The organism is Limnohabitans sp. 2KL-27, assembly GCF_001269345.1.
Taxonomy (GTDB): domain Bacteria; phylum Pseudomonadota; class Gammaproteobacteria; order Burkholderiales; family Burkholderiaceae_C; genus Limnohabitans_A.
The window spans coordinates 846,180-871,084 of the sequence record NZ_CXOP01000002.1; the positions used below are offsets into that span (position 1 = coordinate 846,180).

The following is a 24,905-nucleotide window of genomic DNA, read 5'->3' on the forward strand; positions in this document are numbered from 1 at the left end:
CCATGACCATCGAAATGATCCAGACAGAAGAATTCAACCAAGGCACCCAGATCAAAGTGATCGGTGTTGGCGGAGGCGGCGGCAACGCTGTCGAGCACATGATCGAGCGCCAGGTCCAGGGCGTTGAATTCGTGTGTGCCAACACCGATGCGCAGGCCCTGGCCCGCAGCGCGGCACACCGCTTCATCCAGTTGGGTCAAACCGGTCTGGGCGCCGGCAGCAAACCCGAAAAAGGCCGTGAAGCCGCTGAAAGTGCAGAAGCCGACATCCGCGCCGCCATCGAAGGCGCGCACATGTTGTTCATCACCGCCGGCATGGGTGGCGGCACTGGCACAGGCGCAGCCCCCGTGATTGCCCGCATTGCCAAAGAGATGGGCATTTTGACAGTGGGTGTGGTGACCAAGCCTTTCGAATTCGAAGGTGGCCGTCGCATGAGCAATGCCGACATCGGCATGCAAGAACTCGAAGCCAACGTCGACTCGCTGATCGTGGTGTTGAACGAAAAACTGCTGGAATTGCCCGGTGGCGAGGACATGACCCAAGACGAGGCTTTTGCCCACGCCAATGATGTGCTGAAAAACGCCGTGGGCGGCATTGCCGAGATCATCAATGTGCCCGGCCATGTGAACGTCGACTTTGAAGACGTGCGCACCGTGATGGGCGAGCCCGGCAAAGCCATGATGGGTACCGCCGCCGCCAGCGGCCCAGACCGCGCCCGCATCGCTGCCGAGCAAGCCGTGGCTTGCCCGCTGCTCGAAGGTGTGGACCTCTCGGGTGCCAAAGGCGTGCTGGTCTTGATCAGCGCTGCCAAAGGCTCGCTCAAGTTGTCCGAGTCCAAGCAGGCGATGAACACCATCCGCGCTTACGCTTCGGAAAATGCCCACGTGATCTACGGTACCGCCTATGACGAAAGCCTGGGCGAAGAGATCCGCGTGACCGTGGTGGCCACGGGTTTGTCCAAGGCCGGTGCACGCCGCACCGCGCCTCCGCTGCAAGTGCTGCGCACCGGCACCGACAACGTGCCTTTCACCATGGGCGGTCAGGACGCCGCCGCCACTGCCAACAGCGCTGCAGCGCCGATGAACAACAGTGGTTTGAATGTGCCTGCCTACTGGCGCAGCAACCGCACCCATGCAGCGGCCCGCGTGGACGGCATGGCCAATGCCGGCATGGACGACATCGAGATCCCCGCGTTCTTGCGCAAGCAAGCGGACTGATTTGTTGATCTGAGTTTCGTTTCAGGTGCTTTTGGGGCCAGACAGGTGGATGCCTGTCTGGCCCCTTTTTGCGTGTTCGTTCTGCTAAAACGCTTTTTGTCATTGCTTGAAGAGGGGCACTTGGGTTTTGTCGTCCCGGCGTTTTGCCCAGGGCCGTCGGGCTCGTCGTCGCTTCGCGCCTCCATATCGCCCGCCAGCCCCGGGCAAACCACCGGGACTGCGTATCTGTCGTGGCGGTCCTTGTCGACTGCACGCCTATTCCTTTTTCACACTTCCATATCTCTCGCCAACTAAAATACCCGCATGCTCGCTCAACGCACCCTCAAAACCTTGACCAAAGCCGTTGGCGTCGGTTTGCACAGCGGTCAGCGTGTGGAGCTGACCCTGCGACCTGCCGCGCCGGACACGGGCATTGTGTTTCGCCGGATCGATTTGCCTGAGCCGGTGGACATTCCGGTCAACGCCGAGGCGGTGACCGACACCCGTTTGGCGTCCACCATCTCTGCGGGCCAAGCCAAAGTGCTGACGGTGGAACACCTGATGTCAGCCTGCGCGGGTTTGGGCATCGACAACCTGTATGTGGACATCACCGCCGAAGAGGTGCCCATCCTGGATGGATCGGCGTCGTCTTTCGTCTTCTTGCTGCAAAGCGCGGGCGTGGTCGAGCAGCAAGTGCCCAAGAAGTTTGTCCGTGTGCTCAAGCCGGTGGCCGTGTCCGAAGGCGAAGGCGAGAACATCAAATGGGCGCGTTTGACGCCTTACCATGGCTACAAACTGAGCTTCGAGATTGATTTCCGCCATCCGGCCGTGGATTCCACGGGCCAGCAGGTGGTGTTTGACATGTCTGAAGGTGTTTATTCGCGCGACATCGCCCGCGCCCGCACTTTTGGCTTCACCAAAGATGTGGAAATGATGCGCGCCAATGGCTTGGCCTTGGGGGGCGGGCTCGACAACGCCATCGTGATGGACGATTACCGTGTGCTCAATGCCGATGGCCTGCGTTATGACGACGAGTTCGTCAAACACAAAATACTGGACGCCATGGGCGACTTGTACATTTTGGGCAAACCCCTGTTGGCGTCCTACAGCGCATTTCGCTCGGGCCACGCCATGAACAACCGTTTGCTGCGCGAATTGCTCGCCCACCCGGACGCCTACGAGGTGGTCACGTTCGACAAGGCCGCCGATGCGCCCCGCGGCTTCGCCGCCCTGCAACCGGCTTGGTGATGGACCGCGTCACCCATCTGCTTTATCTGCACGGTTTCCGGTCTTCACCCCGCTCGGTCAAGGCGTGCAAGATGGCCGATACCGTTCAAGCCCAGCACCCCAGCGTGACGTGGTGGTGCCCCCAGCTCCCCGCCTCGCCGAAGCAGGCCATGGCGCAGGTGCTGCAAGGCGTCGCAACCTGGCCCAGAGATCGGATGGCCATCGTGGGCTCATCCTTGGGCGGCTTTTATGCCGCTTGGCTCGCCCAACAGTTCGACTGCCTGGCGGTTTTGCTCAACCCGGCCGTGTTCCCCGCCCGTGATTTGGTGCGCCACATCGGCGAGCAACCGGCGTGGCATGACCCCGCACAAAGCATCTTTTTCAAGGCAGAGCATGTGCAAGAACTGGCCGACATGCAAGCGCAGCCGCCCAGCGCCAAGGCCCGAACCTGGGCGGTGATTGCCAAGGGCGATGAAGTGCTGGACTGGCGTGAAATGCTGGCCCGGCATCAGACGGGGCAGGTGCGCCTGCTGGAGGGCAGCGACCACGCGCTGAGTGATTTTGACGATCACTTGCCCGAAATACTGGAATTTCTTCGCTTGGCCTGAACCCCGGCCCTCGCCAAGCCGGTACCGCGTGGGAAAATCGGCCCATGTACGCATTATTTGAAGAAGCCGGCAAATTCATGGCCGGACGCATCCTCTCCGAGGCCGAGGCCTCGGCTCAGGTGGAGCTCGACTCGGGCAAACGGGTCAAAGTCAAGGCGGCGCAAATGCTGCTCAAGTTTGAAAAACCAACACCCGCCAGCTTGCTGAGCGATGCCGCGGCTTTGAGCCAAACCATCGACCTGGAGCTGGCCTACGAATTCGCCTCCGACGAGGAATTTGGCTTTGCCGATCTGGCCAAAGACTATTTCAGCGACGGGGCCCACACGGTGCAGCAGGTCGCGGCATTGCTGCGCTTGCACGAGGCCCCGCATTATTTCCGCCGTGGCGGCAAGGGGCGTTTTCGCAAAGCGCCTGCCGAGATCGTGCAGCAGGCCTTGCTCGCCATTGAAAAGAAAAAGCAGGTTCAGGCGCAAATCGAAACTTGGTCGGCCGAGCTGATGGCGGGCGCCTGCCCTGCACCGATCCGGGAGCAGTTGTACAAAATCCTGTTTCGCCCCGACAAGAACACGCCCGAGTACAAAGCCGTGGTCGAGGCCAGCAAGGCCAGCCAGACGGCACCTTTGGATTTGCTGCAAAAGGCCGGGGCCATTGCCTCGGCTTGGGACTTCCATTGGCAGCGCTTTTTGTTCGACCTGTTTCCCAAAGGCACGGGTTTCCCGGCTTTGCAGGCTCCGGCCATCACCGACGAGTTGCCACTGGCCCCGGTGCAGGCTTTTTCGATCGACGATTCGCACACCACTGAAATTGACGACGCCTTGTCGCTGCAGGGCTTGGGCAGCGGCATGGTCACGGTGGGCATCCACATCGCGGCACCGGGCTTGGCCCTGACACCCGGCGGTGCGATCGATCAGTTGGGCCGTCAGCGCCTGTCCACGGTCTACATGCCGGGCTACAAGATCACCATGCTGCCCGACAGCGTGGTGCAGGCCTACACCTTGATCGAAGGGCGCGATTGCCCGGCCGTGTCTTTGTATGTGACCTTCAGCGAAGACACGCTGGAGGTGCAAAACACCGAAACCCGGCTGGAGCGGGTGCCGATCTTGGTCAATTTGCGACACGACCAACTGGACGAGCGCATCACCCAAGAATGGCTCGAAGGGGAGGACCTGAGCGACCATGCCGATGTGCCGGTCAGCCGGGCCACCTTGGGCTTTTTCTGGCGCTTGGCGCAAACCCTCAAAGCCCGGCGCGAAGTGGTGCGGGGCAAGCCTGAGAACTTCAACCGACCCGATTACAGTTTCAAACTCGAGCGTCCCCACAACGACAACCCGCCCACCGGCGAAGAAATGGTTCTGATTGGCACGCGCAAGCGCGGTGCGCCGCTCGACTTGATGGTGGCCGAGGCCATGATTTTGGCCAATAGCACCTGGGGCCAGTGGATGGCCAGCTTGGGCGTGCCGGGGATTTACCGCAGCCAGGCCAGCATGGCGCCGGGTGTCAAGGTGCGCATGGGCACCAAGGCGCTGCCGCATGCGGGTATTGGTGTGCCCAGTTATGCGTGGAGCACATCGCCCCTGCGCCGCTACACCGATTTGGTCAACCAGTGGCAAATCATTGCGTGCGCGCGCCATGGCGCCACTGCCGCCTTGGCTGCGCCCTTCAAGCCCAAAGACGCCGAGTTGTTCTCCATCATCAGTGGTTTCGATGCCGCCTACAGCGCCTACAACAGCGTGCAGTCCAGCATGGAGCGCTACTGGACCCTGCGCCATGTGCAGCAGCAAGGCATCGAGGAACTCGAGGCCAGCTTGGTCAAGGAAATGGGGGGTGGCGTTTGGCTGGTCAGAGCGGACGCCTTGCCTTTGATGTTCAGCGTCATGGGTGCGCAGGGCTTGATGCGGGGCGCGCGCGTGCGCGTGAAACTGGGCGCGCTGGATCTGATGGCGCTGGACGTGGTGGGCACGGTGGTGGCCCATCTGGATGCCCCTGAGGCGGCAGACGACCCGCAAGCCGATGATGCGGAAGAGGACGAAGCCATGGCGGCCGGCCCGCTCACCATCGCGGTCGATTTGAACGACAACACACACAGCGATGGCGCCTGAATGCGGTCAGGCTCGGATGCTCGGGCCGGTCTCTTGGCTCCAACTGGCGATTCACCGCCACACCCTGTGGTGGACTTTGGGGGTGTCCCTGGCGCTGCATGCGGCCCTGATGGCTTGGCGTTTTGCCGATCCGATCAGCTTCAATCGGGTTTTTGAAGACACCGCTTTGGAAGTGGTGCTTGTGAACGCCCGCAGCGACAAGGCACCCGAGCGGGCGCAAGCCATCGCCCAAGTGAATCTGGCGGGAGGCGGGCAAGGTGCAGCAGACACACGCGCCAGCTCCCCCTTGCCGCCTTCTGTCCTCGCCGAGTCGGGCACCGACATCGGGGCCATGCAGCGACAGATTGAAGCCCTGCAATTGCAGCAAAGGCGCTTGCTCACCCAGTTGCAGCAGGAGTTATCGGCCTTGACGCAAGACCCAGCCGGTGAAACGGCCCAAGCGCCCGAGCGTCTGGCCCGGCAAGAGCGCCAACGCCAGCTGACCCGGGAGCTGGCCCAGATCGAGCAAAAGGTGAACAGATCACAAGGCGGCCCTCGCAAGCGATTCATCAGCCCCGCCACGCGCGAAGCGGTGTACGCGCTGTATTACGACAAGTTGCGGCGAACCATTGAGACACGCGGCACGCTCAATTTTCCGCAAGTGGACGGGCAAAAACTCTATGGGCAGTTGACCATGGCGATCACCGTGGATGCCCGAGGACGTCTGGTGCAGACCGAGGTCGCGCGTACTTCGGGCCAGCCCCTGCTGGATCAGCGGGCGGTGGCGATTGTGCGCAGTGCCGCGCCTTTTGACGTGTTCAGCGCTAACATGCGGCGGCAGGCCGATCAGATTGTGGTGGTCACGCGTTTTCAGTTCTCCAAAGAGGGGACGCTGGACATGCGCATGTTGACGCCCGATGCCTCACCGCCTTGAGCGGTTGGGCAGATCCCTTGAAACCTGAAGACAAAGGATATTGATGCGTGCTTTTGGTCGTTGGTGTGGGCTGGTCGTGTTGGCGGGCTTGGGTTTGCAGCTGTTTTTTGCGCTGCGCATTGCCAGCATGGGCGTGCTGGCACCGGAATCCACCAGTTTTGAGCGCTCGCAAATTTGGCAAATCGTGACCCGGCAGGGGCGCTTGCCTTGGCGGCAGGATTGGGTGGATCGCCAAAGCATTTCCCCCAACTTGCAGCGAGCGGTGATCGCATCGGAAGACACGGTGTTTGCGCAGCATGGCGGGGTCTGGTGGGAGTCCCTGGAAAAGGCTTGGGAGAAAAATGCCAAGGCCAAAGCCTTGGCCGAGCAGCGCGCCCAGCGACGCCCCGACGCCAAGACCCCTGCGGTGAAAATTGTGGGCGGCTCGACCATCACCCAGCAACTGGCGAAGAACCTGTTTTTGTCCGGTGAGCGCACTTTGCTGCGCAAAGGCCAGGAGATGCTGATCACGTTGACGCTGGAAACCTTCTTGTCCAAACAACGCATTTTGGAGATTTACCTCAACAGTGTGGAGTGGGGTGAGGGCGTTTTTGGGGCCGAGGCTGCGGCGCAGCATTACTTCAGGAAAAGCGCCGACCGGCTGAACCCGTGGGAGGCTGCGCGCCTGGCCGTCATGCTGCCCCGGCCTCGGTATTTTGAGCAAAGGGCGCAATCGGCCTACTTGGCCAGCCGGGCCGAAACCATCATGGCCCGCATGGGCGACGTGGTGCTGCCGTGAGCACCTTGACCACGGCCGTCCCTCAAACGGTGCGCATCTTGGGCATTGACCCGGGTTTGCAAACCACAGGCTTCGGCGTGTTGGACATGACCGGTTCGCGCCTGCAGTACGTGGCCAGCGGGGTGATCGAGACGACGCGGGGTGACATGGGCAATTTGCCCGCCCGGCTGAAGGTGATTTACGACGGCGTTCGCGAAATCCATGCCCGTTACCAGCCCGATGTGGCCTCCGTCGAGATTGTTTTTGTGAACGTCAACCCGCAAGCGACCTTGCTGCTGGGGCAGGCGCGGGGCTGTTGTGTCACGGCTTTGGTGTCGTGCGACTTGCCGGTTGCCGAATACACCGCCTTGCAGATGAAGCAGTCGGTCACAGGGCACGGGCGGGCTGCCAAGTCGCAAGTTCAAGAAATGGTCAAACGCTTGCTGCAGTTGCCGGTGGTGCCGCGTCAGGATGCGGCAGACGCTTTGGGCATGGCGATCACCCATGCGCATGCCAGTCCGTCCATGAACAAACTGGCCGCTCAGGGGGTGCTCAACCGTAAAACCCACGGCATGTTCCGCAGCGGACGCAGCCATTGACCCGGGGCTTGCGCTGTATGGCCCATGCCTGCCTGAGATAATCCGCGCCATGGGTTCAGTCATTCAAAAGCCGACGCTGTGGCAGCGCATGGTGTATTTGCTCAGGGGTTTCGATGGCCCTTTGGCATTTGCCGTGTTCATGCTCGCCTGTGCCGGATTGCTGATCATGTTTTCATCGGGCTATGACCATGGCACCCGCTTTGTGGACCACGGCCGGAACATGCTGCTGGCCGGCTTCATCATGTTCGTGGTGGCCCAAATGCCGCCCCAAAAACTCATGGCCTGGGCCGTGCCCATCTACACCGTGGGGGTGATTTTGCTGGTGGCGGTGGCCATTTTTGGCATCACCAAAAAAGGGTCTCGGCGCTGGATCAATTTGGGGGTCGTGATTCAGCCCAGCGAAATTTTGAAGATTGCCTTGCCCTTGATGCTGGCAGCTTGGTTCCAAAAGCGCGAAGGCCAACTCAGGCCCTTTGACTTTGCGGTGGCCTTGTTGATCTTGGGTGTTCCGGTCGGGTTGATCATGAAGCAGCCGGACTTGGGCACCTCTTTGCTGGTGCTGGCCGCGGGTTTGGCGGTGATTTTCTTTGCTGGACTCAAGTGGCGCTGGATTTTGCCGCCGATGGTGTTGGGGGTCTTGGGCATCATGGTCCTGGTGATCATGGATCCGACCTTGTGTGCCGACGGCGTGGACTGGCGAGTGCTGCACGAGTACCAGCGCCAGCGCGTGTGCACCTTGCTGGATCCGGCGCGTGACCCATTGGGTAAGGGCTTTCACATCATCCAGGGCATGATCGCCATCGGCTCTGGCGGGGTATGGGGCAAAGGCTTCATGCAAGGCACGCAAACCCACCTTGAATTCATCCCTGAGCGCACCACCGACTTCATTTTTGCCGCCTATGGTGAAGAGTTTGGTTTTGTGGGCGGCTTGTTCCTGATTTTCTGGTTCTTTTTTCTGGTTTACCGGGCCTTGGTCATCGCCGCAGAGGCCCCGACGCTGTTCAGCCGGCTGCTGGCGGGCAGCATGGCCATGATTTTCTTCACTTATGCTTTTGTGAACATGGGCATGGTCAGCGGGATCTTGCCGGTGGTGGGGGTGCCTTTGCCCTTCATCAGCTACGGCGGTACGGCCATGGTCACCTTGGGCTTGGCTCTGGGAATCCTCATGTCAATAGCCAAAGCCAAACAACTGGTGCAATCATGAAACAACTGATACCGATCGCGATCGTGGGTGCCGGCAATATGGGCGGCGGCATGCTCATGCGGCTGCGCCAGCTCGGTTGGGCGCTGGGGGTGCACGACACTGACGCCCAAGCCCAACGCAAAGCCGTGTCGCTGGGGGCAATGGATTGTGGGTCTGCCCTGCAGGCGGCGCAACACTTGAGCGATGACGGTGTCTTGCTCGTGGCGGTGGTCGATGCCGCTCAAACAGAGGCGGTGCTCTGGGGTGAAAACGGTGCGGCCCCGGCTCTGAAGCCGGGTCAGACGGTGATGCTGTGCCCGACACTGGGGCCTGCCACGGTAGAAGGCCAGGCTGAACGGCTGGCGCTCCAAGGTGTTGATGTCATCGATGCCCCCATGTCTGGCGGACCTTTGCGCGCGCAGGACGGCAGCATGAGCCTGATGGTGGCGTGTTCGGACCCCGTTTGGCAGCGCAGCCAGGAACTGCTCCATGCGCTGAGCCAACGGGTGTTTCGTGTCGGGACCCGCGCCGGAGATGGCGCCCGCACCAAGCTCGTGAACAATTTGCTCGCAGCGGTGAATCTGGCCGGGGCCGCCGAGGCCATGGCGCTGGCCGAACGCTTGGGGCTGGACCCGGCAGGCACTTTGTCGGTGATCGAGGCCTCCAGTGGTCAGAGCTGGATCGGCTCGGATCGGATGCGCCGTGCATTGGTGGGTGATTTTGCGCCGCGTGCCCACGTCAGCTTGCTGGCCAAAGACACCGGGCTGGCTGTACAGGCCGCAGATGAAGTCGCCTTTGACCCGATTTTGGGGCGTTTGGCAAGGGATGCATTTGCACAAGCGGTGCAGCAAGGTTGGGCCGAGCTGGACGATGCGGCCTTGCTCCAACTCATGCGCCAGCGCTGAAGGCGGGCCAGGGATGGGGCAGGGGTCCTGGAGATGAGGGTTCAAGCGGACTTTGGGTCTCCGTCCGCTGCCGGCAAGGGTCTTGATCAGTGCCTACAATGCCTGCATGATTTCACGCGAACCCACCATCGAACGCTTGGCCACGGCCAAGTCCCTGCTGCTTGACCCGTTTGGTCTGAACGAAACGCATCTGAGCCAAGCGCTCAACGCCATCAAGGCCCACGCGGTCGATGACGCCGATCTGTATTTTCAATACACCCGCTCCGAAGGCTGGAGCTTGGAAGAGGGCATCGTCAAGACGGGCAGCTTCAGCATCGACCAGGGCGTGGGCGTGCGGGCGGTGTCGGGCGAGAAAACCGCTTTTGCCTACTCGGACGATATTTCCGAAGCCTCTTTGATGGACGCCGCCTTGACGGTACGCGCCATTGCCTCAGCGGCGCAAAACAAGCGCATCCAGGTGCCGGCGCGCAAGATTTCGGCCAGCCGCTCGCTCTACCCCGCGCTGGACCCCATGTCCACACTGGACAGCACGGCCAAAGTCAATTTGCTGGGCCGAGTCGAAAAACTCGCCCGCGCCAAGGATCCGCGTGTGGTACAGGTCATGGCCGGTTTGGCCACCGAATACGACGTGGTCATGGTCGCCCGCGCCGACGGCACACTGGCCGCTGATGTGCGCCCCTTGATCCGCCTGTCGGTCACGGTGATCGCCGAGCAAAACGGCCGCCGTGAAGTGGGCAGCGCGGGCGGTGGTGGCCGCTTCGGCCTGGCCTATTTTGACGACGCCATGGTCGAGAGCTATGTGCAAGAAGCGGTGTCGGCCGCGCTCATCAACCTCGAAGCTCGCCCTGCACCGGCGGGCGAGATGACGGTGGTGCTGGGCAATGGGTGGCCCGGCGTGTTGTTGCACGAAGCCGTGGGCCACGGCCTGGAGGGAGACTTCAACCGCAAGGGCTCGAGCGCTTTCAGCGGGCGCATTGGCCAACGTGTAGCGGCCAAAGGGGTCACCGTGCTTGACGACGGAACGATTGCCGACCGCCGGGGTTCACTGAATGTGGACGATGAAGGACACGCCAGTCAGAAGAATGTGCTGATCGAAGACGGCATCCTGCGCGGTTACATCCAGGATTCGATGAACGCCCGCCTGATGGGTGTCAAGCCCACAGGCAACGGCCGACGCGAAAGCTACGCCCATGTGCCCATGCCGCGCATGACCAATACCTACATGTTGGGTGGTGACAAGAGCGCTGAAGAAATTGTGGCCAGCATCAAGAAGGGCTTGTATGCCACCAATTTTGCGGGCGGGCAGGTGGACATCACCAGCGGCAAGTTTGTCTTCTCTGCCAGCCAGGCTTACTGGGTCGAAAACGGCAAAATCCAATACCCCGTCAAGGGCGCCACCCTGATCGGCAGCGGACCTGAGTCGCTCAAAAAGATCAGCATGATCGGCAACGACATGAAGCTGGACTCGGGTGTGGGCACTTGCGGCAAGGAAGGCCAGAGCGTGCCGGTGGGCGTGGGTCAGCCGACCTTGCGCATCGATGGCCTGACCGTTGGGGGCACGGCCTGAAGCACACAAAAGCCCTCCGGGTTTGTCCCCGGATCGGCCTGTCAGGAACGGTCATTCACCTGTGATACATTGAACCCATGTCTTTGCGCTTTGCTTTTTACTTTTTTTATTTTGGATTCTCAGTCCCCGGCGGACGAGAGGCGAGCGCATAAGCACCCGAACATCTCGACACACACCGCCGGAGCCCCAAAGCCCGGCGGTTTTTTTTGACCTGTTTTTTCAATCTGAGGAGTCCACGATGAACGCCAAAACCGCAGCCCCCGAGAGTTGGTATCCGAATGCCGCCGACCGCACCGGCCAGACCGACGACGAACGCATCAAGGACATCACCGTGCTCCCGCCCCCGGAGCATTTGATCCGCTTTTTCCCGATTGCCGGAACGGCCACGGAAACCCTGATTTCCCAAACTCGCCAATCCATCGCCAAGATCGTGCACGGCCAAGACGACCGCCTGCTGGTCATCATCGGCCCATGCTCGATCCACGACCCGGCCGCCGCCCTGGACTATGCCCGCCGTTTGAAGCCCTTGCGGGACAAGTACGCCGACACCCTCGAGATCGTGATGCGCGTGTATTTTGAAAAGCCCCGCACCACCGTGGGCTGGAAGGGTCTGATCAACGACCCCTACCTGGACGAGAGTTACCGCATTGACGAAGGCCTGCGCATCGCACGCCAGCTGCTGATCGAGATCAACCGCCAAGGCCTGCCCGCAGGCAGTGAGTTCCTGGATGTGATCTCGCCGCAGTACATCGGCGACCTGATCAGCTGGGGCGCCATCGGTGCGCGCACGACCGAGAGCCAGGTGCACCGCGAGCTGGCTTCGGGCCTGTCGGCCCCCATCGGCTTCAAGAACGGCACCGATGGCAACATCAAGATCGCGACCGATGCGATCCAGGCGGCCGCCCGTGGCCACCACTTTTTGTCCGTCCACAAAAACGGTCAGGTCGCCATCGTGCAGACCCAGGGCAACCAAGATTGCCACGTGATCTTGCGCGGCGGCAAAGCGCCCAATTACGACGCCGAGAGCGTGGCTGCGGCGTGCAAGGAACTCGAAGCTGCCAAACTGCCCGCCACCTTGATGGTCGACTGCAGCCACGCCAACAGCAGCAAAAAGCACGAGCGCCAAATCGATGTGGCCAAAGACATCGCGGCGCAAATCAGCGGCGGCTCACGCCAGGTCTTCGGCGTCATGGTCGAAAGCCACTTGAAAGACGGTGCCCAGAAGTTCACGCCAGGACAGCACGATGTGGCGAACTTGACCTACGGCCAGAGCATCACCGACGCCTGCATCGGCTGGGACGACAGCGAAGGCGTGTTGCAGGTGTTGTCGGATGCGGTGAAGGCAAGACGCGCGGGATGATGGCGGGCGCGGCCCTTCCTTTGTGGTCGTTCACCCCTGCTAGCCAATGCTTGAATGACCCCTGCCAGCATGCGCAAGCAGGGGCCCCGCTTCCAATCAAGGGCTAGCTGTCAGCGACTTGCCAAGGCTGCCAGCAGCTTGGCATGGATCCCGCCAAAGCCCCCATTGCTCATGCACAGCAGGTGATCGCCGGGTTGGACTTGGGCCAGCACCTGTGCGATCATCTCGTCGATGTTGGCGCCCACCTGCGCCTTGTCGCCCATAGGCTGGAGTGCTGCTTGGGCGTCCCAGCCCAAACCGCCCGAATGGCAAAACGCCAGATCGGCTTCTTCCAGGCTCCAGGGCAACTGGGCTTTCATGGTGCCCAGTTTCATGGTGTTGCTGCGGGGCTCAAAAATCGCCAGGATGCGGGCCGCGCCCACCTGACGGCGCAGGCCGTTGACGGTGGTGCGGATGGCCGTGGGGTGGTGGGCAAAGTCGTCGTAGACGGTGATGCCGTTCACCCTGCCGCGCACTTCCATGCGGCGCTTGACGTTTTCAAACGTGGTGAGCGCTTGCGCGGCCGTTGCGGGTGACACGCCGACATGATCGGCCGCGGCGATGGCAGCCAGCGCATTGAGTTGGTTGTGCACGCCGCCAATGGCCCACTGCACATGGGCGACCGCTTGGCCGGCTTGCAGCACGTTGAAACTGGCGGGTTCGCCATCGGCCACGAAGTCGCTCACGGCCGAACCAAAGCTGCGCACCTCGCTCCAGCAGCCTTGAGCCAGCACGCGGGTCAGGCTTTCTTCCAGGCCGTTGACCACCACGCGACCCGAGCCGGGCACGGTGCGCACCAGGTGGTGGAACTGGCGCTCGATAGCGGCCAGGTCGTCAAAGATGTCGGCGTGGTCGAATTCGAGGTTGTTCAGGATGGCCGTGCGCGGGCGGTAGTGCACGAACTTGCTGCGCTTGTCGAAAAAGGCGGTGTCGTACTCGTCGGCTTCGATCACGAAATACTGGCCCCCGCCCAAGCGGGCCGACACGCCAAAGTTGAGCGGCACGCCGCCCACCAAAAAACCGGGTTCCAGCCCAGCCTGCTCCAGCACCCAGGCCAGCATCGAGGTGGTGGTGGTTTTGCCGTGCGTGCCGGCGACGGCCAGCACATGGCGGCCTTGCAGCACCTGTTCGGACAGCCACTGGGGGCCGCTGGTGTAGGGGGCGCCGGCTTCCAAAATGGCTTCCATCAAGGGGAATTTGGGGCTGCCGTCGGCCAATCGGGCGCGGCTGACCACATTGCCGATCACATACATATCGGGTTGGAGGGCCATCTGGTCAGTGTCAAAGCCCTCGATCAGCTCGATGCCCAAAGCCCTCAGCTGGTCGCTCATGGGCGGGTAGACGCCTGCATCACACCCTGTGACCCGATGCCCTGCCTCGCGGGCCAACGCGGCCAAGCCCCCCATGAAGGTCCCACAAATGCCCAATATATGTATATGCATCCCCCGATTTTAGGGGGCCATCGGCCGCAAACTGGACAGCGCCCCATTGGGGCCGGTCACAATCGGTGCCCATGAACGACCTTGCCCTTGAAATTGCTGCAACCGCCGCCCGTTTGGTGGTCGAAGAAGGCCTGGCTTTTGGTGCAGCCAAGCACCGCGCCCTCAAAGAGCTTGGCCTGCCCGCCCGGACGGCTTTACCTGCCAACGATGTGGTCGAGTCTGAGGTGCGCGACTACATCGCCTTGTTTTGCGCCGACACGCAGCCCGGCGAGCTGCTGGCCTTGCGCGAACTGGCCAAGGTATGGATGCAGCGTCTGGCCGAATTTCGCCCGCATCTGGGCGGTGCGGTCTGGCAAGGCTGGGCCACGCGCTTGTGTGATGTGGACCTGGCTTTGTTTTGTGACGACCCCAAATCGGCCGAAATTGCCCTGATCAACCAGAATCAGCGCTACGAGACGCAAAGCGTGCGCGGCCTGCATGGGGACGATGTGGAGGTGTTGAGTCTGCACAGTTTTTGTGCACCTTTGAACGAAGATGTGGGCGTGCACCTGCGCATTTACGATCTGGATGATATGCGTGGGGCTTTGCTGCCCGATGCCCAAGGCCGTTCTCCCCGGGGGGATTTGGCTGCTTTAGAGCGCTTGCTGGCGGCATGAAAGACAATTCGAGCATGAACCCATCCACTTCAAACTCCTCCAGACGCCACCTGATTTGGGGGGCTGGTGCTGCCGCTGCGGTTGCCGGTGTGGGCGTGGCCTTGTGGCGGTTTGAGCCCCGCGACGTGGCCCAAGCTGCCAGCCATCCGTTTTGGGCTCAGCAATTCGAGACGCCCTCTGGCGAAGCCTTGGCCATGGCGGGTTTTCAGGGCAAACCCCTGCTGCTCAACTTCTGGGCCACTTGGTGCCCGCCTTGCATCGAAGAGTTGCCCATGATCGAGGCCTTCTGGCAAGAAAATAGGCCCAACGGTCATCAAGTGGTGGCTTTGGCCATTGATCAGCCCAGTGCAGTGCGTCGCTTTTTGGGGCGACAGCCGCTGGGCTTCCCTGTCGGAATGGCGGGATTGGCGGGCACAGAACTGGCCAAGTCACTGGGCAATGCGGCGGGTGGTTTGCCATTTACCGTCTTTTTCAAAGAAGATGGCAGCATTTGGCGACAGAAGATGGGTCAATTGACATCGGATGATCTCGCCCAATGGCGCGATGTTCGTATTTGAGTAGCTCCGGCACTTGATGTGCTGGGCTTTTGCCGCTCGCCATGGCCGGCGGCAACGGTAAAACTGTTCCAATTCTGACCAGAAAAGACGATTTCGAGGGTTTTTACTGAAATTTGGTGTAAATTCAAGCCATTACCTGTGCTTACCGCAATGGAGGATCTATGGACTTGCGCAAACTGAAAACCCTGATTGATTTGGTGTCCGACTCGAATGTGTCGGAGCTGGAAATCACCGAAGCCGAAGGCAAGGTGCGCATCGTCAAGAGCATGGGCGTGGCCCAACCGGTCGTGATGCAGGCTGCTGCGCCTGTTGCTGCGGCGCCGATGGTGGCGGCTCCCGTTGCGCCGGTAGAGGCGGCGGCACCTGTTTCAGCGCCTGCTGGGCATGCGGTCAAATCACCCATGGTGGGCACGTTCTACCGCTCGTCCAGCCCCGGCGCAGCCCCTTTCATCCAGATCGGCTCGGTGGTCAAAGAGGGCGACACCTTGTGCATCATTGAAGCCATGAAGATCCTCAACGAGATCGAGTCCGACAAGTCCGGCACCGTCACGCAAATCCTGTGTGAAAACGGCCAGGCTGTGGAATACGGTCAGCCTCTTTTCATCGTCGAATAACGCATCGGGGATTTCATGTTCAAGAAAATCCTGGTCGCCAACCGAGGCGAAATCGCCTTGCGCATCCAGCGCGCTTGTCGCGAACTGGGCGTCAAGGCGGTGATGGTCTATTCCGAAGCCGACAAAGAAGCCAAATACGTCAAACTGGCCGAAGAAGCCGTTTGTATTGGTCCAGCCGCTTCGCCGCTGAGCTACCTCAACATGCCCGCCATCATCTCGGCCGCCGAAGTGACGGACGCCGAGGCGATTCACCCCGGGTACGGCTTCTTGAGTGAAAACGCCGACTTCGCCGAGCGGGTCGAGAAAAGCGGTTTCCAGTTCATTGGTCCCACGCCCGAGTCGATCCGCATCATGGGCGACAAGGTGTCGGCCAAGCAGGCCATGATCCGCGCTGGCGTGCCCTGCGTGCCTGGCTCCGAAGGCGAATTGCCCGATGACCCGGTGCAAATCCGCCGCATTGCCAAAGCCGTGGGTTACCCGGTCATCATCAAGGCCGCTGGCGGCGGTGGTGGTCGTGGCATGCGTGTGGTTCACACCGAGGCGGCGCTCATCAACGCCGTGCAAATGACCAAAGCCGAAGCCGGTGCAGCCTTTGGCAATCCGGCGGTCTACATGGAAAAGTTCCTGCAGAACCCACGGCACATCGAGATCCAGATTCTGGCCGACAAGTTCAAGAATGCGGTTTATTTGGGTGAGCGCGATTGTTCCATGCAGCGCCGTCACCAAAAAGTGATCGAAGAAGCGCCGGCACCTGGTATTCCCCGCAAACTGATCGACAAGATTGGTGAGCGTTGCGTGGCCGCTTGCAAGAAGATTGGCTACCGCGGTGCGGGGACGTTCGAGTTTTTGTTTGAAAATGGCGAGTTCTATTTCATTGAAATGAACACCCGCGTCCAGGTGGAGCACCCGGTGACCGAATGGGTCACAGGCATAGACATCGTCAAGACCCAGATCATGGTGGCTGCAGGCGAAAAATTGCCTTTCACCCAAAGGCAGATCGAAATTCGAGGCCATGCCATTGAATGCCGCATCAACGCCGAAGATCCTTTCAAGTTCACACCTTCGCCAGGTCGCGTCACATCGTGGCACATGCCCGGTGGTCCCGGCGTGCGGGTTGATTCGCATGTGTACAACAACTACTTTGTACCGCCGAACTACGACTCCATGATCGGCAAGCTGATCGTGCATGGCGACACCCGTGAGCAGGCCCTGGCCCGCATGCAAACCGCCTTGAACGAGACGGTGATCGAAGGCATCAACACCAACGTGCCTTTGCACCGCGAGTTGATGGTGGACGCCAAGTTCATGCAAGGTGGCACCAACATCCACTATCTGGAACACTGGCTGAGCCAGCACAAGCGCTGACACTGTATGTTTGAACTGAGCCTGCTGTGCCCGGAAGACCGGGTCGATGTCTTGAGCGATGCCCTCGATGCCCTGGATGCCTTGAGTGTGTCGGTCGAAGACGCCGATGCCCAGACCCCTGCAGAGCAGGCCCTGTTTGGTGAGCCCGGCATGCCGCCGCCCAAGGATGGTTGGCAGCGCTCGCGCATGGTGGCGTTGTTTGCGCAAGAGGCCCAAGCCCAAGAGGCGGTTCATCTCTTGTCTGTCCAAGACTTTTTCGATGGCTGCCGCATTCTGGGTGTTCAAGCCGTGGCCGACCAAGACTGGGTTCGTTTGACCCAATCGCAGTTTTCCCCCGTTGAAATCACCCCCGATTTCTGGATCGTGCCCACTTGGCACGAACCGCCCGCCCAGGCCCAACAGATCATTCGTCTCGATCCTGGGCTGGCTTTCGGCACGGGCACCCACCCGACCACCCGCATGTGCTTGCGCTGGATTGCGCAGCATGGCGTGCAGGGTCAACGTGTGCTCGATTACGGCTGTGGCTCGGGCATTTTGGCGATCGGTGCGGCCAAATACGGCGCGAATGATATCGATGCGGTGGACATCGACGAAGCGGCCGTGACGTCCACGGTTTTGAACGCCCAAGCCAATGGGGTGAACCTTCTGGCCGGTTTGCCTGACAAGGCTAAGGGGCCCTACCAAACGGTGCTGGCCAATATTCTGGCCACGCCGCTGAAGGTTCTGGCGCCGCTGTTGTGCTCTTATGTCGCCCCATCGGGTGCCTTGGTGTTGGCGGGCATTTTGGCGCGTCAAGCCGATGAGCTGAAAGCTGCCTATGCGCCCTGGACCCAGCTTGAAGTGGCCGACAGTGAAGATGGCTGGATCCTCATGACGGCGACCTCGCCCGCCATCCCGTCCTGATCTGTGCGGTGCCGAGGCTGGCCAAAATCACGGATATCGCATGAGTTGGATCACCCGTTGCCCTGCATGCGGCACGACCTACAAGGTGGTGCCCGATCAACTCAAAATTGCCCAAGGTTGGTTGCGTTGCGGGCAATGCCAGCAGGCTTTTGACAGCTCGGGCCTGGTCCTCGACTGGCCCGACGCCAGTCCAGATGCATCGCACGATCAGGTGTCAGCGCCTGGTGGTCAGAGGATGCCCATCGATGAGTTCCTCAAGCAGGAAGACCGTTCGCCATTGGCGCCAGCCATGACCGCGGTGGACGCCTTTGGCGAGGCGCTGTCTAGCTTTAAACCTCAGCCTCTGTTACCTGCCGAAGACCAGCTGCTTTCAAAATCTGGGGGCACGCCCAATCATGCCCAAGCGCAAGTGGGTGAGCGCCCGCCTCGATCCTGGTTGCTCGGCGTGTCGAATTTCCTGTTGCTGCTTGCATTGGGACTTCAATGGCTCTGGATCGAGCGACATGTGTTGGCCAGCATGGATCCGGCTGTTGCCAAAGGCCTGAACACGGTGTGCCGCGTGCTGGGGTGTGAGGTATTGCCCTTGCAGATCAAGGATGGTGTGCTCATCGAAAGCTCCAGTCTGACACCACTTGTGGATGGTTTGGGGCTCAGCTGGTCTGTGCGCAATGTCACTGCACAAGCCGTGCAAATGCCCGCATTGGAATTGAGCTTGCTGGATGCGCAAGACAAAACCTTGGTGCGGCGGGTTTTGCTGGTGCGACAGCAGGGAGCGCCCAGTTCTCTGGAGCCTGGACAAACATGGGAGGGGCAATTGCATCTGTTGCCTGAAGTTGGCCTCTCGCCATCGGGTTACAGGTTGCTCAGTTTTTACCCCTGAACCCGGGTTTTGGGGTGCGATGACTTGAACGGCTGCTGCGAACCGTTCGTAAAAAAGCCCAACACTGTTGCCAGTATTGGGCTTTGCGCTACGAGCGTCTAACGTTCGAATCAGGGCTTAGCGGCCGAAGGAAACGGCCATGCAGCTTGAGGATTCAGCGTTGTCTGTGCAGCGGGGGCAGCGGGTGCTTTAGATGCCTTCTTTGCAGCAGGCTTTTTAGCGGCCTTTTTCACAGCTGGCTTTTTAGCAGCTGGTTTTTTGGCAGCAGTTTTCTTGGCGGCTGCTTTTTTAGCTGGAGCGGCTTTTTTGGCTGCTGGCTTTTTGGCGGCTGCTTTTTTAGGAGCTGCTTTTTTAGCTGGAGCGGCTTTTTTGGCTGCTGGCTTTTTGGCGGCTGCTTTTTTAGGAGCTGCTTTTTTAGCTGGAGCGGCTTTTTTGGCTGCTGGCTTTTTAGCGGCTACTTTTTTAGCTGCTGGCTTTTTGGCTGCAACAGCCTTTTTGGCCGGAGCTGCCTTTTTAGCTGCTGGCTTCTTGGCTGCGGCTACTTTTTTAGCTGCAGGTTTCTTGGCCGCGACGGCCTTCTTTGCGGGAGCAGCTTTTTTTGCTGCTGCTTTTTTTGCAGTTGCCATGATTTTCTCCTTGATCAAGTTGAGAACTCAACGGAAAGGGAACGCTTGGTGCTTGTTGGATTGCACAAAGCGATCCATGGCGCTGAGGAAACCCCCAACACCATGAACGCGGGAAAGCCACAGCGCACAACACCCGAGGGCGCTGCAAACTGTGGCTTGAAGAGGGGTTGCATTGAAGGGGTGTTCAGAAGATCAGTCCCAGGACAAAGCCCCGCCAGTTTGATACTCGATGACCCGGGTTTCAAAGAAATTGCGTTCTTTCTTCAGGTCAATCATTTCGCTCATCCAGGGGAAGGGATTTTCTTCGTTGGGGAAGAGGGCTTCCAAGCCGATCTGGGTGGCACGGCGGTTGGCGATATAACGCAAATAACCTTTGAACATGGATGCGTTCATGCCCAGCACGCCACGCGGCATGGTGTCTTCGGCATAACGGTATTCCAATTCCACCGCGTGGAGGAACAGCTCTTTGATTTCTGCTTTGAACTCCGCAGTCCACAACTGAGGATTCTCGTGCTTGATGGTGTTGATCATGTCAATACCAAAGTTGCAGTGCATGGATTCGTCGCGCAGGATGTATTGGTACTGCTCAGCGGCACCGGTCATCTTGTTTTGACGGCCCAAGGCCAGAATTTGTGTGAAGCCGACGTAGAAGAAAAGACCTTCCATCAAGCAAGCAAACACAATCAAGGACTTGAGCAAAGTCTGATCGGTTTCTTGCGTTCCGGTCTTGAAGTGCGGGTCCATGATCACGTTGATGAACGGGATCAGAAATTCGTCCTTGTCGCGGATGGATTTGACTTCGTTGTAGGCGTTGAAAATCTCACTCTCATCCAAGCCCAACGACTCTGTGATGTATTGGTAAGCGTGGGTGTGGATCGCTTCTTCAAAGGCTTGGCGCAACAGGAACTGGCGGCATTCGGGGGCCGTGATGTGGCGGTAAGTGCCCAGGGTGATGTTGTTGGCCGCCAAAGAGTCTGCGGTCACAAAGAACCCCAGGTTGCGCTTGACCATGCGACGCTCGTCTTCGGTCAGACCGTTGGGGTCTTTCCACAGGGCGATGTCGCGGTTCATGTTGACTTCTTGCGGCATCCAATGGTTGGCGCAGGTGGCCAGGTATTTCTCCCAAGCCCATTTGTATTTGAAAGGCACCAACTGGTTGACGTCGGTCTGGCCGTTGATGATGCGTTTGTCGGCCGCAGTCATGCGGCGAGGGCTGGCTGTTGGAGATGCAGCAGCAGACGCTGAGCCTGCATCAGCGCCGGAGAATGAGGGCATCGCAGTCGGCGATGCAGGTTTGACTTGTTCGTCCCAGGACAACATAAAAAATTCCAGTTCTCAAATTATGAAAGCAAGCGCACAAAAATCAAAGAAGCGATTCACTTTTTCGATGTGCACGACCGTGAAGTGTTGTTCAATTGCATCGCACTTGGCTTGTCACAGCAAAGTGCAATGCTTTTCAAATCACTGACAGGCTTCACAACCAGGGTCGTCGATCGCGCAAAACTTGACGTCGGTGGCGGGTGACGTATTCATTGCTGCTTGCGCGGCGGCTGCAGCGGCGTCCATGGCACTTGTGCCACTGGCGGGAGAACCCGAGGAAGACACCGCGTTGTGTGAGCCGGAATTCACCGTGGATTTCTCAACTTGCGTAGCGCTGGATGTGCGCAAGTAGTAAGTGGTTTTCAGGCCACGCAACCAAGCGAGCTTGTAAGTGTCATCGAGCTTTTTGCCCGACGCACCAGCCATGTAAATGTTGAGCGACTGGGCTTGGTCAATCCATTTTTGACGACGCGCTGCAGCTTCCACCAGCCACGTGGTTTCAACCTCAAACGCGGTGGCGTAGAGCGCTTTGATTTCTTGTGGCACGCGGTCGATGGGGCGCAGCGAGCCGTCGAAGTGCTTCAGGTCCATGACCATGACGTCGTCCCACAGGCCCAAGCGCTTCAAGTCACGCACCAAGTAGCCGTTGATCACGGTGAACTCACCAGAGAGGTTGGACTTGACCGAGAGATTGCCAAAGCAAGGCTCGATCGAGGCATCGACGCCAATGATGTTGGAAATCGTGGCGGTGGGGGCAATGGCGACACAGTTGGAGTTGCGCATGCCGTCAGCAGCAATTTTTTGGCGCAGCGTATCCCAATCGAGCGTGGATGAACGGTCGACTTCGACATAGCCGCCGCGTTCGCGCTCCAGCAGGTTCAGCGTGTCCAGAGGCAAGATGCCCTGATCCCACAGCGAGCCTTTGTAGGTGGCGTATTGACCACGCTCTTTGGCCAGTTCGGTCGAAGCCCAATAGGCGTAATAGCAAATCGCTTCCATGGACTGGTCGGCAAATTCCACCGCCGCTTGGGAAGCGTAGGGGACGCGCATTTCGTACAGCGAATCCTGAAAGCCCATCAAGCCCAGACCAACAGGACGGTGGCGCATGTTGGAGTCACGGGCTTTCTTGACGGCGTAGTAATTGATGTCGATCACGTTGTCCAGCATGCGCATGGCGATCGTGATGGTCTTTTTCAATTTGTCGTGGTCAATGACTTTCCCGTCGGCGCTGTCTTTGAGGTGGCGCGACAAGTTGACCGAGCCGAGGTTGCAGACCGCGGTTTCGGTGTCGCTGGTGTTGAGCGTGATCTCGGTGCACAGGTTGGACGAGTGAACCACGCCGACGTGCTGCTGCGGCGAGCGCACGTTGCAAGGGTCCTTGAAAGTGATCCAGGGGTGGCCGGTTTCAAACAGCATCGACAGCATCTTGCGCCACAGGTCGGTGGCGGGCAAGGTCTTGCTGGGCTTGATTTCGCCGCGTGCGGCTTTTTGTTCGTAAGCCACGTAGGCTTTTTCAAAGGCCAAGCCAAACAGATCGTGCAAATCGGGCACGTCCGATGGCGAGAACAGGGTCCAGCTGCCCTTTTCCATCACGCGGCGCATGAACAGATCGGGAATCCAGTTGGCCGTGTTCATGTCATGGGTGCGGCGGCGGTCATCGCCAGTGTTCTTGCGCAGTTCCAGGAATTCTTCGATGTCCAGGTGCCAGGTTTCCAAATAGGTGCAGACGGCACCCTTGCGCTTGCCGCCCTGATTGACTGCTACGGCTGTGTCGTTGACCACTTTCAGGAAAGGCACCACGCCTTGCGATTCGCCGTTGGTGCCCTTGATGTGCGAGCCCATGGCACGTACGCGTGTCCAGTCGTTGCCCAGGCCGCCCGCAAACTTGGACAGCAGAGCGTTTTCTTTGATCGACTCGTAAATGCCGTCCAGATCGTCGGGCACGGTGGTCAGGTAGCAGCTGGAGAGTTGCGAACGCAAAGTGCCGCTGTTGAACAGCGTGGGTGTGGAAGACATGAAGTCGAACGAGGACAGGATCTCGTAAAACTCGATGGCACGGGCTTCGCGGTTGATTTCGTTGAGCGACAAGCCCATGGCCACGCGCATGAAGAAGGCCTGAGGCATCTCGATGCGGGTCTTGCGCACGTGCAGGAAGTAGCGGTCATACAGAGTTTGCAGGCCCAGGTAATCAAACTGCAGATCGCGCTCGGGCTTGAGCGCTGCGGCCAGTTGCTTGAGGTCGAACTGGAGCAGTTTCTCATCCAGCAGGTCGTTGTCCACGCCCTTTTTGATGAATTGCGGGAAGTAGTTGATGTACTCCTCGGCCATCTGGTCTTGCGTCACTTCCTTGCCCAGGATTTCTTTGGCGATGGTGTGCATCAGCAGACGGGCAGTGACGTAGGTGTAGTCCGGGTCTTTCTCGATCAGGGTGCGTGATGCGAGGATGGATGCTTTGTAGACCTCTTCCATGGGCACGCCGTCATACAGGTTGCGCATGGTTTCAGCCACGATGGGCTCGGGGCTCACATCCTTGCCCAAGCCTGCGCAGGCATTGATCATCAGCGTTTTGAGGTAATCCAGGTCCAGTGCGACGCGTTGACCGCCATCGATCACGTGCAGACGTGGCTCGGCAGGTGTGGGCGCCACTTGCTGTTGTTGCGCACGCTCTTGGGTGCGACGCTCACGGTAAAGCACATAGGCGCGTGCAACTTCGTGGTTGCTGCTGCGCATCAGGCCCAGCTCGACTTGGTCTTGGACGTCTTCGATGTGGAAGGTGCCGCCCCCGGGACGTGAACGGACCAAAGCGCGAACCACGTTTTGGGTCAATTCTTCGACCACTTCCCGCACGCTGGCAGACGCTGCGCCTTGGGTGCCGTGTACCGCCAAAAACGCTTTCATCAGGGCAACGGCGATCTTGTTCGGTTCAAAGGGCACCACGGCGCCATTGCGGCGAATGATCTGGTAATTGGCAAGTGCCTGCAAGCTGGGGAGGCTGCTTTGTCCAGCTTCAGGCTGGCGAATCAGGGCAGGTGATGGGGAGGCGATGTTCAGGGCTGATTGCATGGTTATTTCTTTGAATTTTGGTGATCTTGGGCTGTGAGACAAGACACTTGAACTGGCGTCTTGTTTAATTGTGAAAATTTGTAAGAGACACTATATCTGGTGTCTGCCATCTACACAAGCCACTACAGGTAGTGTACCGGCCTGTTTTATCAGTCAACTGGGAAGTGGGCCAAAAAATCCATGCGCCAGCGTTGGGGCTGCGATCTTTCACTTGCTGAAAAAAAGCCCGGGAAGGCCGGTTTTGACTGGTTTGCATGTGGCCGATTCAGGCCTGATGCGGCTTGCCAAGCAATTTTTGTTTTGAAAGCCTTGATTGACGCGATGCGCGTGATCGCAGTTGTCTCCCAAGTCCAAACCACCCGTCTCCTGGATGCTTGAGTTGGGGCCATGAAAATATATTTTTTGCCTTGGGCGGCGAGGACGGATCAGGGAAACACCTGAGGCGGAAAATCCAACAGTTGCTGCAAACGCAGCCATTGGAAGCCCGGGCCCGGATCCATTTTTCTGCCCGGCGCAATGTGTTCGTGCCCAGCCAGATGGGCGATGGGATAGTGGCGGCGGATATCCCCGCACAGTTGGGCCAGTTGTTGGTATTGCGCGTCTTCGAAGGTGTCGCCTTCCAGACCTTCAAGTTCAATACCGATCGAGTCGTCGTTGCAGTGGGGCCGGCCCCTGTATTGGGACTGTCCGGCATGCCATGCCCGGTCGTCGCAGCTGACAAATTGCCAAAGCGAGCCATCACGGCGGATGTAAAAGTGCGATGAGACTTCCAGCCCTCGGATGCTCTGGAAATAGGGATGGGCATCCCAATCGAGTTGGTTGGTGAACAGGCGCTGCACGCTGTCTCCGCCATATTGTCCGGGAGGCAGACTGATCGAGTGGATCACGATCAGGTCAATGCAGGCCCTTGCTGGCCGTGGCCCGAAATTGGGCGACCTCAGCCGTTGAGCATGTGCATGCCAGCCTTCTTGCCAAGTGGCAGGCGAGGTGTGGTCTGAATCAGGCACCCGCATGAATGCCATCATT

At 59.6% G+C, this 24,905-nt stretch carries 23 protein-coding genes; 18 read left to right on the forward strand and 5 right to left on the reverse strand.

The genetic code is table 11. The annotated features are described in order from the left end of the window. Window positions 1–2 precede the first annotated feature (2 nt). The 11 genes from ftsZ to LHAB_RS06915 all read left to right on the forward strand — a co-directional run bounded on the left by ftsZ (window position 3) and on the right by LHAB_RS06915 (window position 12,414). Window positions 3–1,217 carry a cell division protein FtsZ gene (gene ftsZ, locus LHAB_RS06865; protein WP_090044936.1) on the forward strand — a complete coding sequence of 405 codons (1,215 nt, stop codon included), beginning with the start codon at window positions 3–5 and terminating at the stop codon, window positions 1,215–1,217. A 303-nt stretch (window positions 1,218–1,520) separates the two neighbouring features. Beyond that, complete coding sequence (lpxC, locus tag LHAB_RS06870; protein WP_090044938.1) at window positions 1,521–2,444, forward strand: UDP-3-O-acyl-N-acetylglucosamine deacetylase; 924 nt, start codon at window positions 1,521–1,523, stop codon at window positions 2,442–2,444. Then, entirely contained in the window at window positions 2,444–3,031 is a 588-nt protein-coding gene (locus tag LHAB_RS06875) for a YqiA/YcfP family alpha/beta fold hydrolase (protein ID WP_090044939.1), read from the forward strand. The genes lpxC and LHAB_RS06875 overlap by 1 nt, the downstream gene beginning before the upstream one ends. 44 nt (window positions 3,032–3,075) lie before the next feature. Then, window positions 3,076–5,130, forward strand: a complete 2,055-nt coding sequence (locus LHAB_RS06880; RefSeq protein ID WP_090044941.1) for a ribonuclease catalytic domain-containing protein — start codon at window positions 3,076–3,078, stop codon at window positions 5,128–5,130. Continuing rightward, window positions 5,120–6,043 carry an energy transducer TonB gene (locus LHAB_RS06885; protein ID WP_228763372.1) on the forward strand — a complete coding sequence of 308 codons (924 nt, stop codon included), beginning with the start codon at window positions 5,120–5,122 and terminating at the stop codon, window positions 6,041–6,043. Before LHAB_RS06880 ends, LHAB_RS06885 begins: the two co-directional genes overlap by 11 nt. 43 nt (window positions 6,044–6,086) lie before the next feature. After that, window positions 6,087–6,821: a monofunctional biosynthetic peptidoglycan transglycosylase gene (gene mtgA, locus LHAB_RS06890; protein WP_090044943.1), complete on the forward strand. Its 735-nt coding sequence runs from the start codon at window positions 6,087–6,089 to the stop codon at window positions 6,819–6,821. Between the two features lie 29 nt (window positions 6,822–6,850). Then, window positions 6,851–7,399, forward strand: coding sequence for a crossover junction endodeoxyribonuclease RuvC (gene ruvC, locus LHAB_RS06895; RefSeq protein WP_090047756.1), 549 nt, complete (start codon window positions 6,851–6,853; stop codon window positions 7,397–7,399). Window positions 7,400–7,448: 49 nt separating this feature from the next. Continuing rightward, the gene (gene rodA, locus LHAB_RS06900; RefSeq protein ID WP_090044945.1) at window positions 7,449–8,603 is read left to right on the forward strand and encodes a rod shape-determining protein RodA; all 1,155 of its coding nucleotides are present in this window, start codon (window positions 7,449–7,451) and stop codon (window positions 8,601–8,603) included. Further along, window positions 8,600–9,487 carry an NAD(P)-dependent oxidoreductase gene (locus LHAB_RS06905; RefSeq protein WP_090044947.1) on the forward strand — a complete coding sequence of 296 codons (888 nt, stop codon included), beginning with the start codon at window positions 8,600–8,602 and terminating at the stop codon, window positions 9,485–9,487. Before rodA ends, LHAB_RS06905 begins: the two co-directional genes overlap by 4 nt. Before the next feature lie 106 nt (window positions 9,488–9,593). Continuing rightward, window positions 9,594–11,054, forward strand: coding sequence for a metalloprotease TldD (tldD, locus tag LHAB_RS06910; protein WP_090047758.1), 1,461 nt, complete (start codon window positions 9,594–9,596; stop codon window positions 11,052–11,054). A 238-nt stretch (window positions 11,055–11,292) separates the two neighbouring features. After that, entirely contained in the window at window positions 11,293–12,414 is a 1,122-nt protein-coding gene (locus LHAB_RS06915) for a 3-deoxy-7-phosphoheptulonate synthase (protein ID WP_090044949.1), read from the forward strand. Window positions 12,415–12,524: 110 nt separating this feature from the next. On the opposite strand, the gene mpl is transcribed toward LHAB_RS06915, so the two are convergent. Then, window positions 12,525–13,895: a UDP-N-acetylmuramate:L-alanyl-gamma-D-glutamyl-meso-diaminopimelate ligase gene (gene mpl / locus LHAB_RS06920; protein WP_090044951.1), complete on the reverse strand. Its 1,371-nt coding sequence runs from the start codon at window positions 13,893–13,895 to the stop codon at window positions 12,525–12,527. A 71-nt stretch (window positions 13,896–13,966) separates the two neighbouring features. Between mpl and LHAB_RS06925 the strand changes: the two genes are divergently transcribed. The 6 genes from LHAB_RS06925 to LHAB_RS06950 all read left to right on the forward strand — a co-directional run bounded on the left by LHAB_RS06925 (window position 13,967) and on the right by LHAB_RS06950 (window position 18,870). Further along, window positions 13,967–14,551 carry a hypothetical protein gene (locus LHAB_RS06925; protein ID WP_090044953.1) on the forward strand — a complete coding sequence of 195 codons (585 nt, stop codon included), beginning with the start codon at window positions 13,967–13,969 and terminating at the stop codon, window positions 14,549–14,551. Between the two features lie 14 nt (window positions 14,552–14,565). After that, on the forward strand, window positions 14,566–15,108 hold the full coding sequence (locus tag LHAB_RS06930) for a TlpA family protein disulfide reductase (RefSeq protein ID WP_228763373.1): 543 nt from the start codon (window positions 14,566–14,568) through the stop codon (window positions 15,106–15,108). 161 nt (window positions 15,109–15,269) lie between these two features. Beyond that, the gene (gene accB / locus LHAB_RS06935) at window positions 15,270–15,722 is read left to right on the forward strand and encodes an acetyl-CoA carboxylase biotin carboxyl carrier protein (protein ID WP_090044957.1); all 453 of its coding nucleotides are present in this window, start codon (window positions 15,270–15,272) and stop codon (window positions 15,720–15,722) included. A 15-nt stretch (window positions 15,723–15,737) separates the two neighbouring features. Further along, entirely contained in the window at window positions 15,738–17,087 is a 1,350-nt protein-coding gene (gene accC, locus LHAB_RS06940) for an acetyl-CoA carboxylase biotin carboxylase subunit (RefSeq protein ID WP_090044959.1), read from the forward strand. Window positions 17,088–17,093: 6 nt separating this feature from the next. Continuing rightward, a complete protein-coding gene (gene prmA / locus LHAB_RS06945; protein ID WP_090044961.1) occupies window positions 17,094–17,990 on the forward strand; it encodes a 50S ribosomal protein L11 methyltransferase in 897 nt (298 codons plus the stop codon). 40 nt (window positions 17,991–18,030) lie between these two features. Beyond that, window positions 18,031–18,870: a zinc-ribbon and DUF3426 domain-containing protein gene (locus LHAB_RS06950; RefSeq protein ID WP_090044963.1), complete on the forward strand. Its 840-nt coding sequence runs from the start codon at window positions 18,031–18,033 to the stop codon at window positions 18,868–18,870. Between the two features lie 110 nt (window positions 18,871–18,980). Here the strand turns inward: LHAB_RS06950 and LHAB_RS06955 are convergent, their stop codons facing one another. From LHAB_RS06955 to LHAB_RS06965, 3 genes are all read right to left on the reverse strand, one after another. Then, window positions 18,981–19,496: a histone H1-like repetitive region-containing protein gene (locus tag LHAB_RS06955; RefSeq protein WP_090047759.1), complete on the reverse strand. Its 516-nt coding sequence runs from the start codon at window positions 19,494–19,496 to the stop codon at window positions 18,981–18,983. Between the two features lie 192 nt (window positions 19,497–19,688). Continuing rightward, the gene (locus LHAB_RS06960; RefSeq protein WP_369814103.1) at window positions 19,689–20,771 is read right to left on the reverse strand and encodes a ribonucleotide-diphosphate reductase subunit beta; all 1,083 of its coding nucleotides are present in this window, start codon (window positions 20,769–20,771) and stop codon (window positions 19,689–19,691) included. A gap of 186 nt (window positions 20,772–20,957) precedes the next feature. Beyond that, window positions 20,958–23,879 carry a ribonucleoside-diphosphate reductase subunit alpha gene (locus LHAB_RS06965; protein WP_090044968.1) on the reverse strand — a complete coding sequence of 974 codons (2,922 nt, stop codon included), beginning with the start codon at window positions 23,877–23,879 and terminating at the stop codon, window positions 20,958–20,960. Between the two features lie 180 nt (window positions 23,880–24,059). On the opposite strand from LHAB_RS06965, the gene LHAB_RS06970 reads away from it, so the two are divergent. Next, a complete protein-coding gene (locus tag LHAB_RS06970; RefSeq protein WP_090044969.1) occupies window positions 24,060–24,257 on the forward strand; it encodes a hypothetical protein in 198 nt (65 codons plus the stop codon). Between the two features lie 47 nt (window positions 24,258–24,304). On the opposite strand, the gene ampD is transcribed toward LHAB_RS06970, so the two are convergent. Next, on the reverse strand, window positions 24,305–24,904 hold the full coding sequence (ampD, locus tag LHAB_RS06975; RefSeq protein ID WP_228763374.1) for a 1,6-anhydro-N-acetylmuramyl-L-alanine amidase AmpD: 600 nt from the start codon (window positions 24,902–24,904) through the stop codon (window positions 24,305–24,307). Window position 24,905: the final 1 nt, after the last annotated feature.

Excerpts from the sequence above, each read along its gene's own strand:
- ftsZ (WP_090044936.1), top strand. The coding sequence starts at position 3 with ATGACCATCGAAATGATCCAGACAGAAGAATTCAACCAAGGCACCCAG.
- lpxC (WP_090044938.1), top strand. The coding sequence starts at position 1,521 with ATGCTCGCTCAACGCACCCTCAAAACCTTGACCAAAGCCGTTGGCGTC.
- LHAB_RS06875 (WP_090044939.1), top strand. The coding sequence starts at position 2,444 with ATGGACCGCGTCACCCATCTGCTTTATCTGCACGGTTTCCGGTCTTCA.
- LHAB_RS06880 (WP_090044941.1), top strand. The coding sequence starts at position 3,076 with ATGTACGCATTATTTGAAGAAGCCGGCAAATTCATGGCCGGACGCATC.
- LHAB_RS06885 (WP_228763372.1), top strand. The coding sequence starts at position 5,120 with ATGGCGCCTGAATGCGGTCAGGCTCGGATGCTCGGGCCGGTCTCTTGG.
- mtgA (WP_090044943.1), top strand. The coding sequence starts at position 6,087 with ATGCGTGCTTTTGGTCGTTGGTGTGGGCTGGTCGTGTTGGCGGGCTTG.
- rodA (WP_090044945.1), top strand. The coding sequence starts at position 7,449 with ATGGGTTCAGTCATTCAAAAGCCGACGCTGTGGCAGCGCATGGTGTAT.
- LHAB_RS06905 (WP_090044947.1), top strand. The coding sequence starts at position 8,600 with ATGAAACAACTGATACCGATCGCGATCGTGGGTGCCGGCAATATGGGC.
- tldD (WP_090047758.1), top strand. The coding sequence starts at position 9,594 with ATGATTTCACGCGAACCCACCATCGAACGCTTGGCCACGGCCAAGTCC.
- LHAB_RS06915 (WP_090044949.1), top strand. The coding sequence starts at position 11,293 with ATGAACGCCAAAACCGCAGCCCCCGAGAGTTGGTATCCGAATGCCGCC.
- mpl (WP_090044951.1), bottom strand. The coding sequence starts at position 13,895 with ATGCATATACATATATTGGGCATTTGTGGGACCTTCATGGGGGGCTTG.
- LHAB_RS06925 (WP_090044953.1), top strand. The coding sequence starts at position 13,967 with ATGAACGACCTTGCCCTTGAAATTGCTGCAACCGCCGCCCGTTTGGTG.
- LHAB_RS06930 (WP_228763373.1), top strand. The coding sequence starts at position 14,566 with ATGAACCCATCCACTTCAAACTCCTCCAGACGCCACCTGATTTGGGGG.
- accB (WP_090044957.1), top strand. The coding sequence starts at position 15,270 with ATGGACTTGCGCAAACTGAAAACCCTGATTGATTTGGTGTCCGACTCG.
- accC (WP_090044959.1), top strand. The coding sequence starts at position 15,738 with ATGTTCAAGAAAATCCTGGTCGCCAACCGAGGCGAAATCGCCTTGCGC.
- prmA (WP_090044961.1), top strand. The coding sequence starts at position 17,094 with ATGTTTGAACTGAGCCTGCTGTGCCCGGAAGACCGGGTCGATGTCTTG.
- LHAB_RS06950 (WP_090044963.1), top strand. The coding sequence starts at position 18,031 with ATGAGTTGGATCACCCGTTGCCCTGCATGCGGCACGACCTACAAGGTG.
- LHAB_RS06955 (WP_090047759.1), bottom strand. The coding sequence starts at position 19,496 with ATGGCAACTGCAAAAAAAGCAGCAGCAAAAAAAGCTGCTCCCGCAAAG.
- LHAB_RS06960 (WP_369814103.1), bottom strand. The coding sequence starts at position 20,771 with ATGCCCTCATTCTCCGGCGCTGATGCAGGCTCAGCGTCTGCTGCTGCA.
- LHAB_RS06965 (WP_090044968.1), bottom strand. The coding sequence starts at position 23,879 with ATGCAATCAGCCCTGAACATCGCCTCCCCATCACCTGCCCTGATTCGC.
- LHAB_RS06970 (WP_090044969.1), top strand. The coding sequence starts at position 24,060 with ATGCGCCAGCGTTGGGGCTGCGATCTTTCACTTGCTGAAAAAAAGCCC.
- ampD (WP_228763374.1), bottom strand. The coding sequence starts at position 24,904 with ATGATGGCATTCATGCGGGTGCCTGATTCAGACCACACCTCGCCTGCC.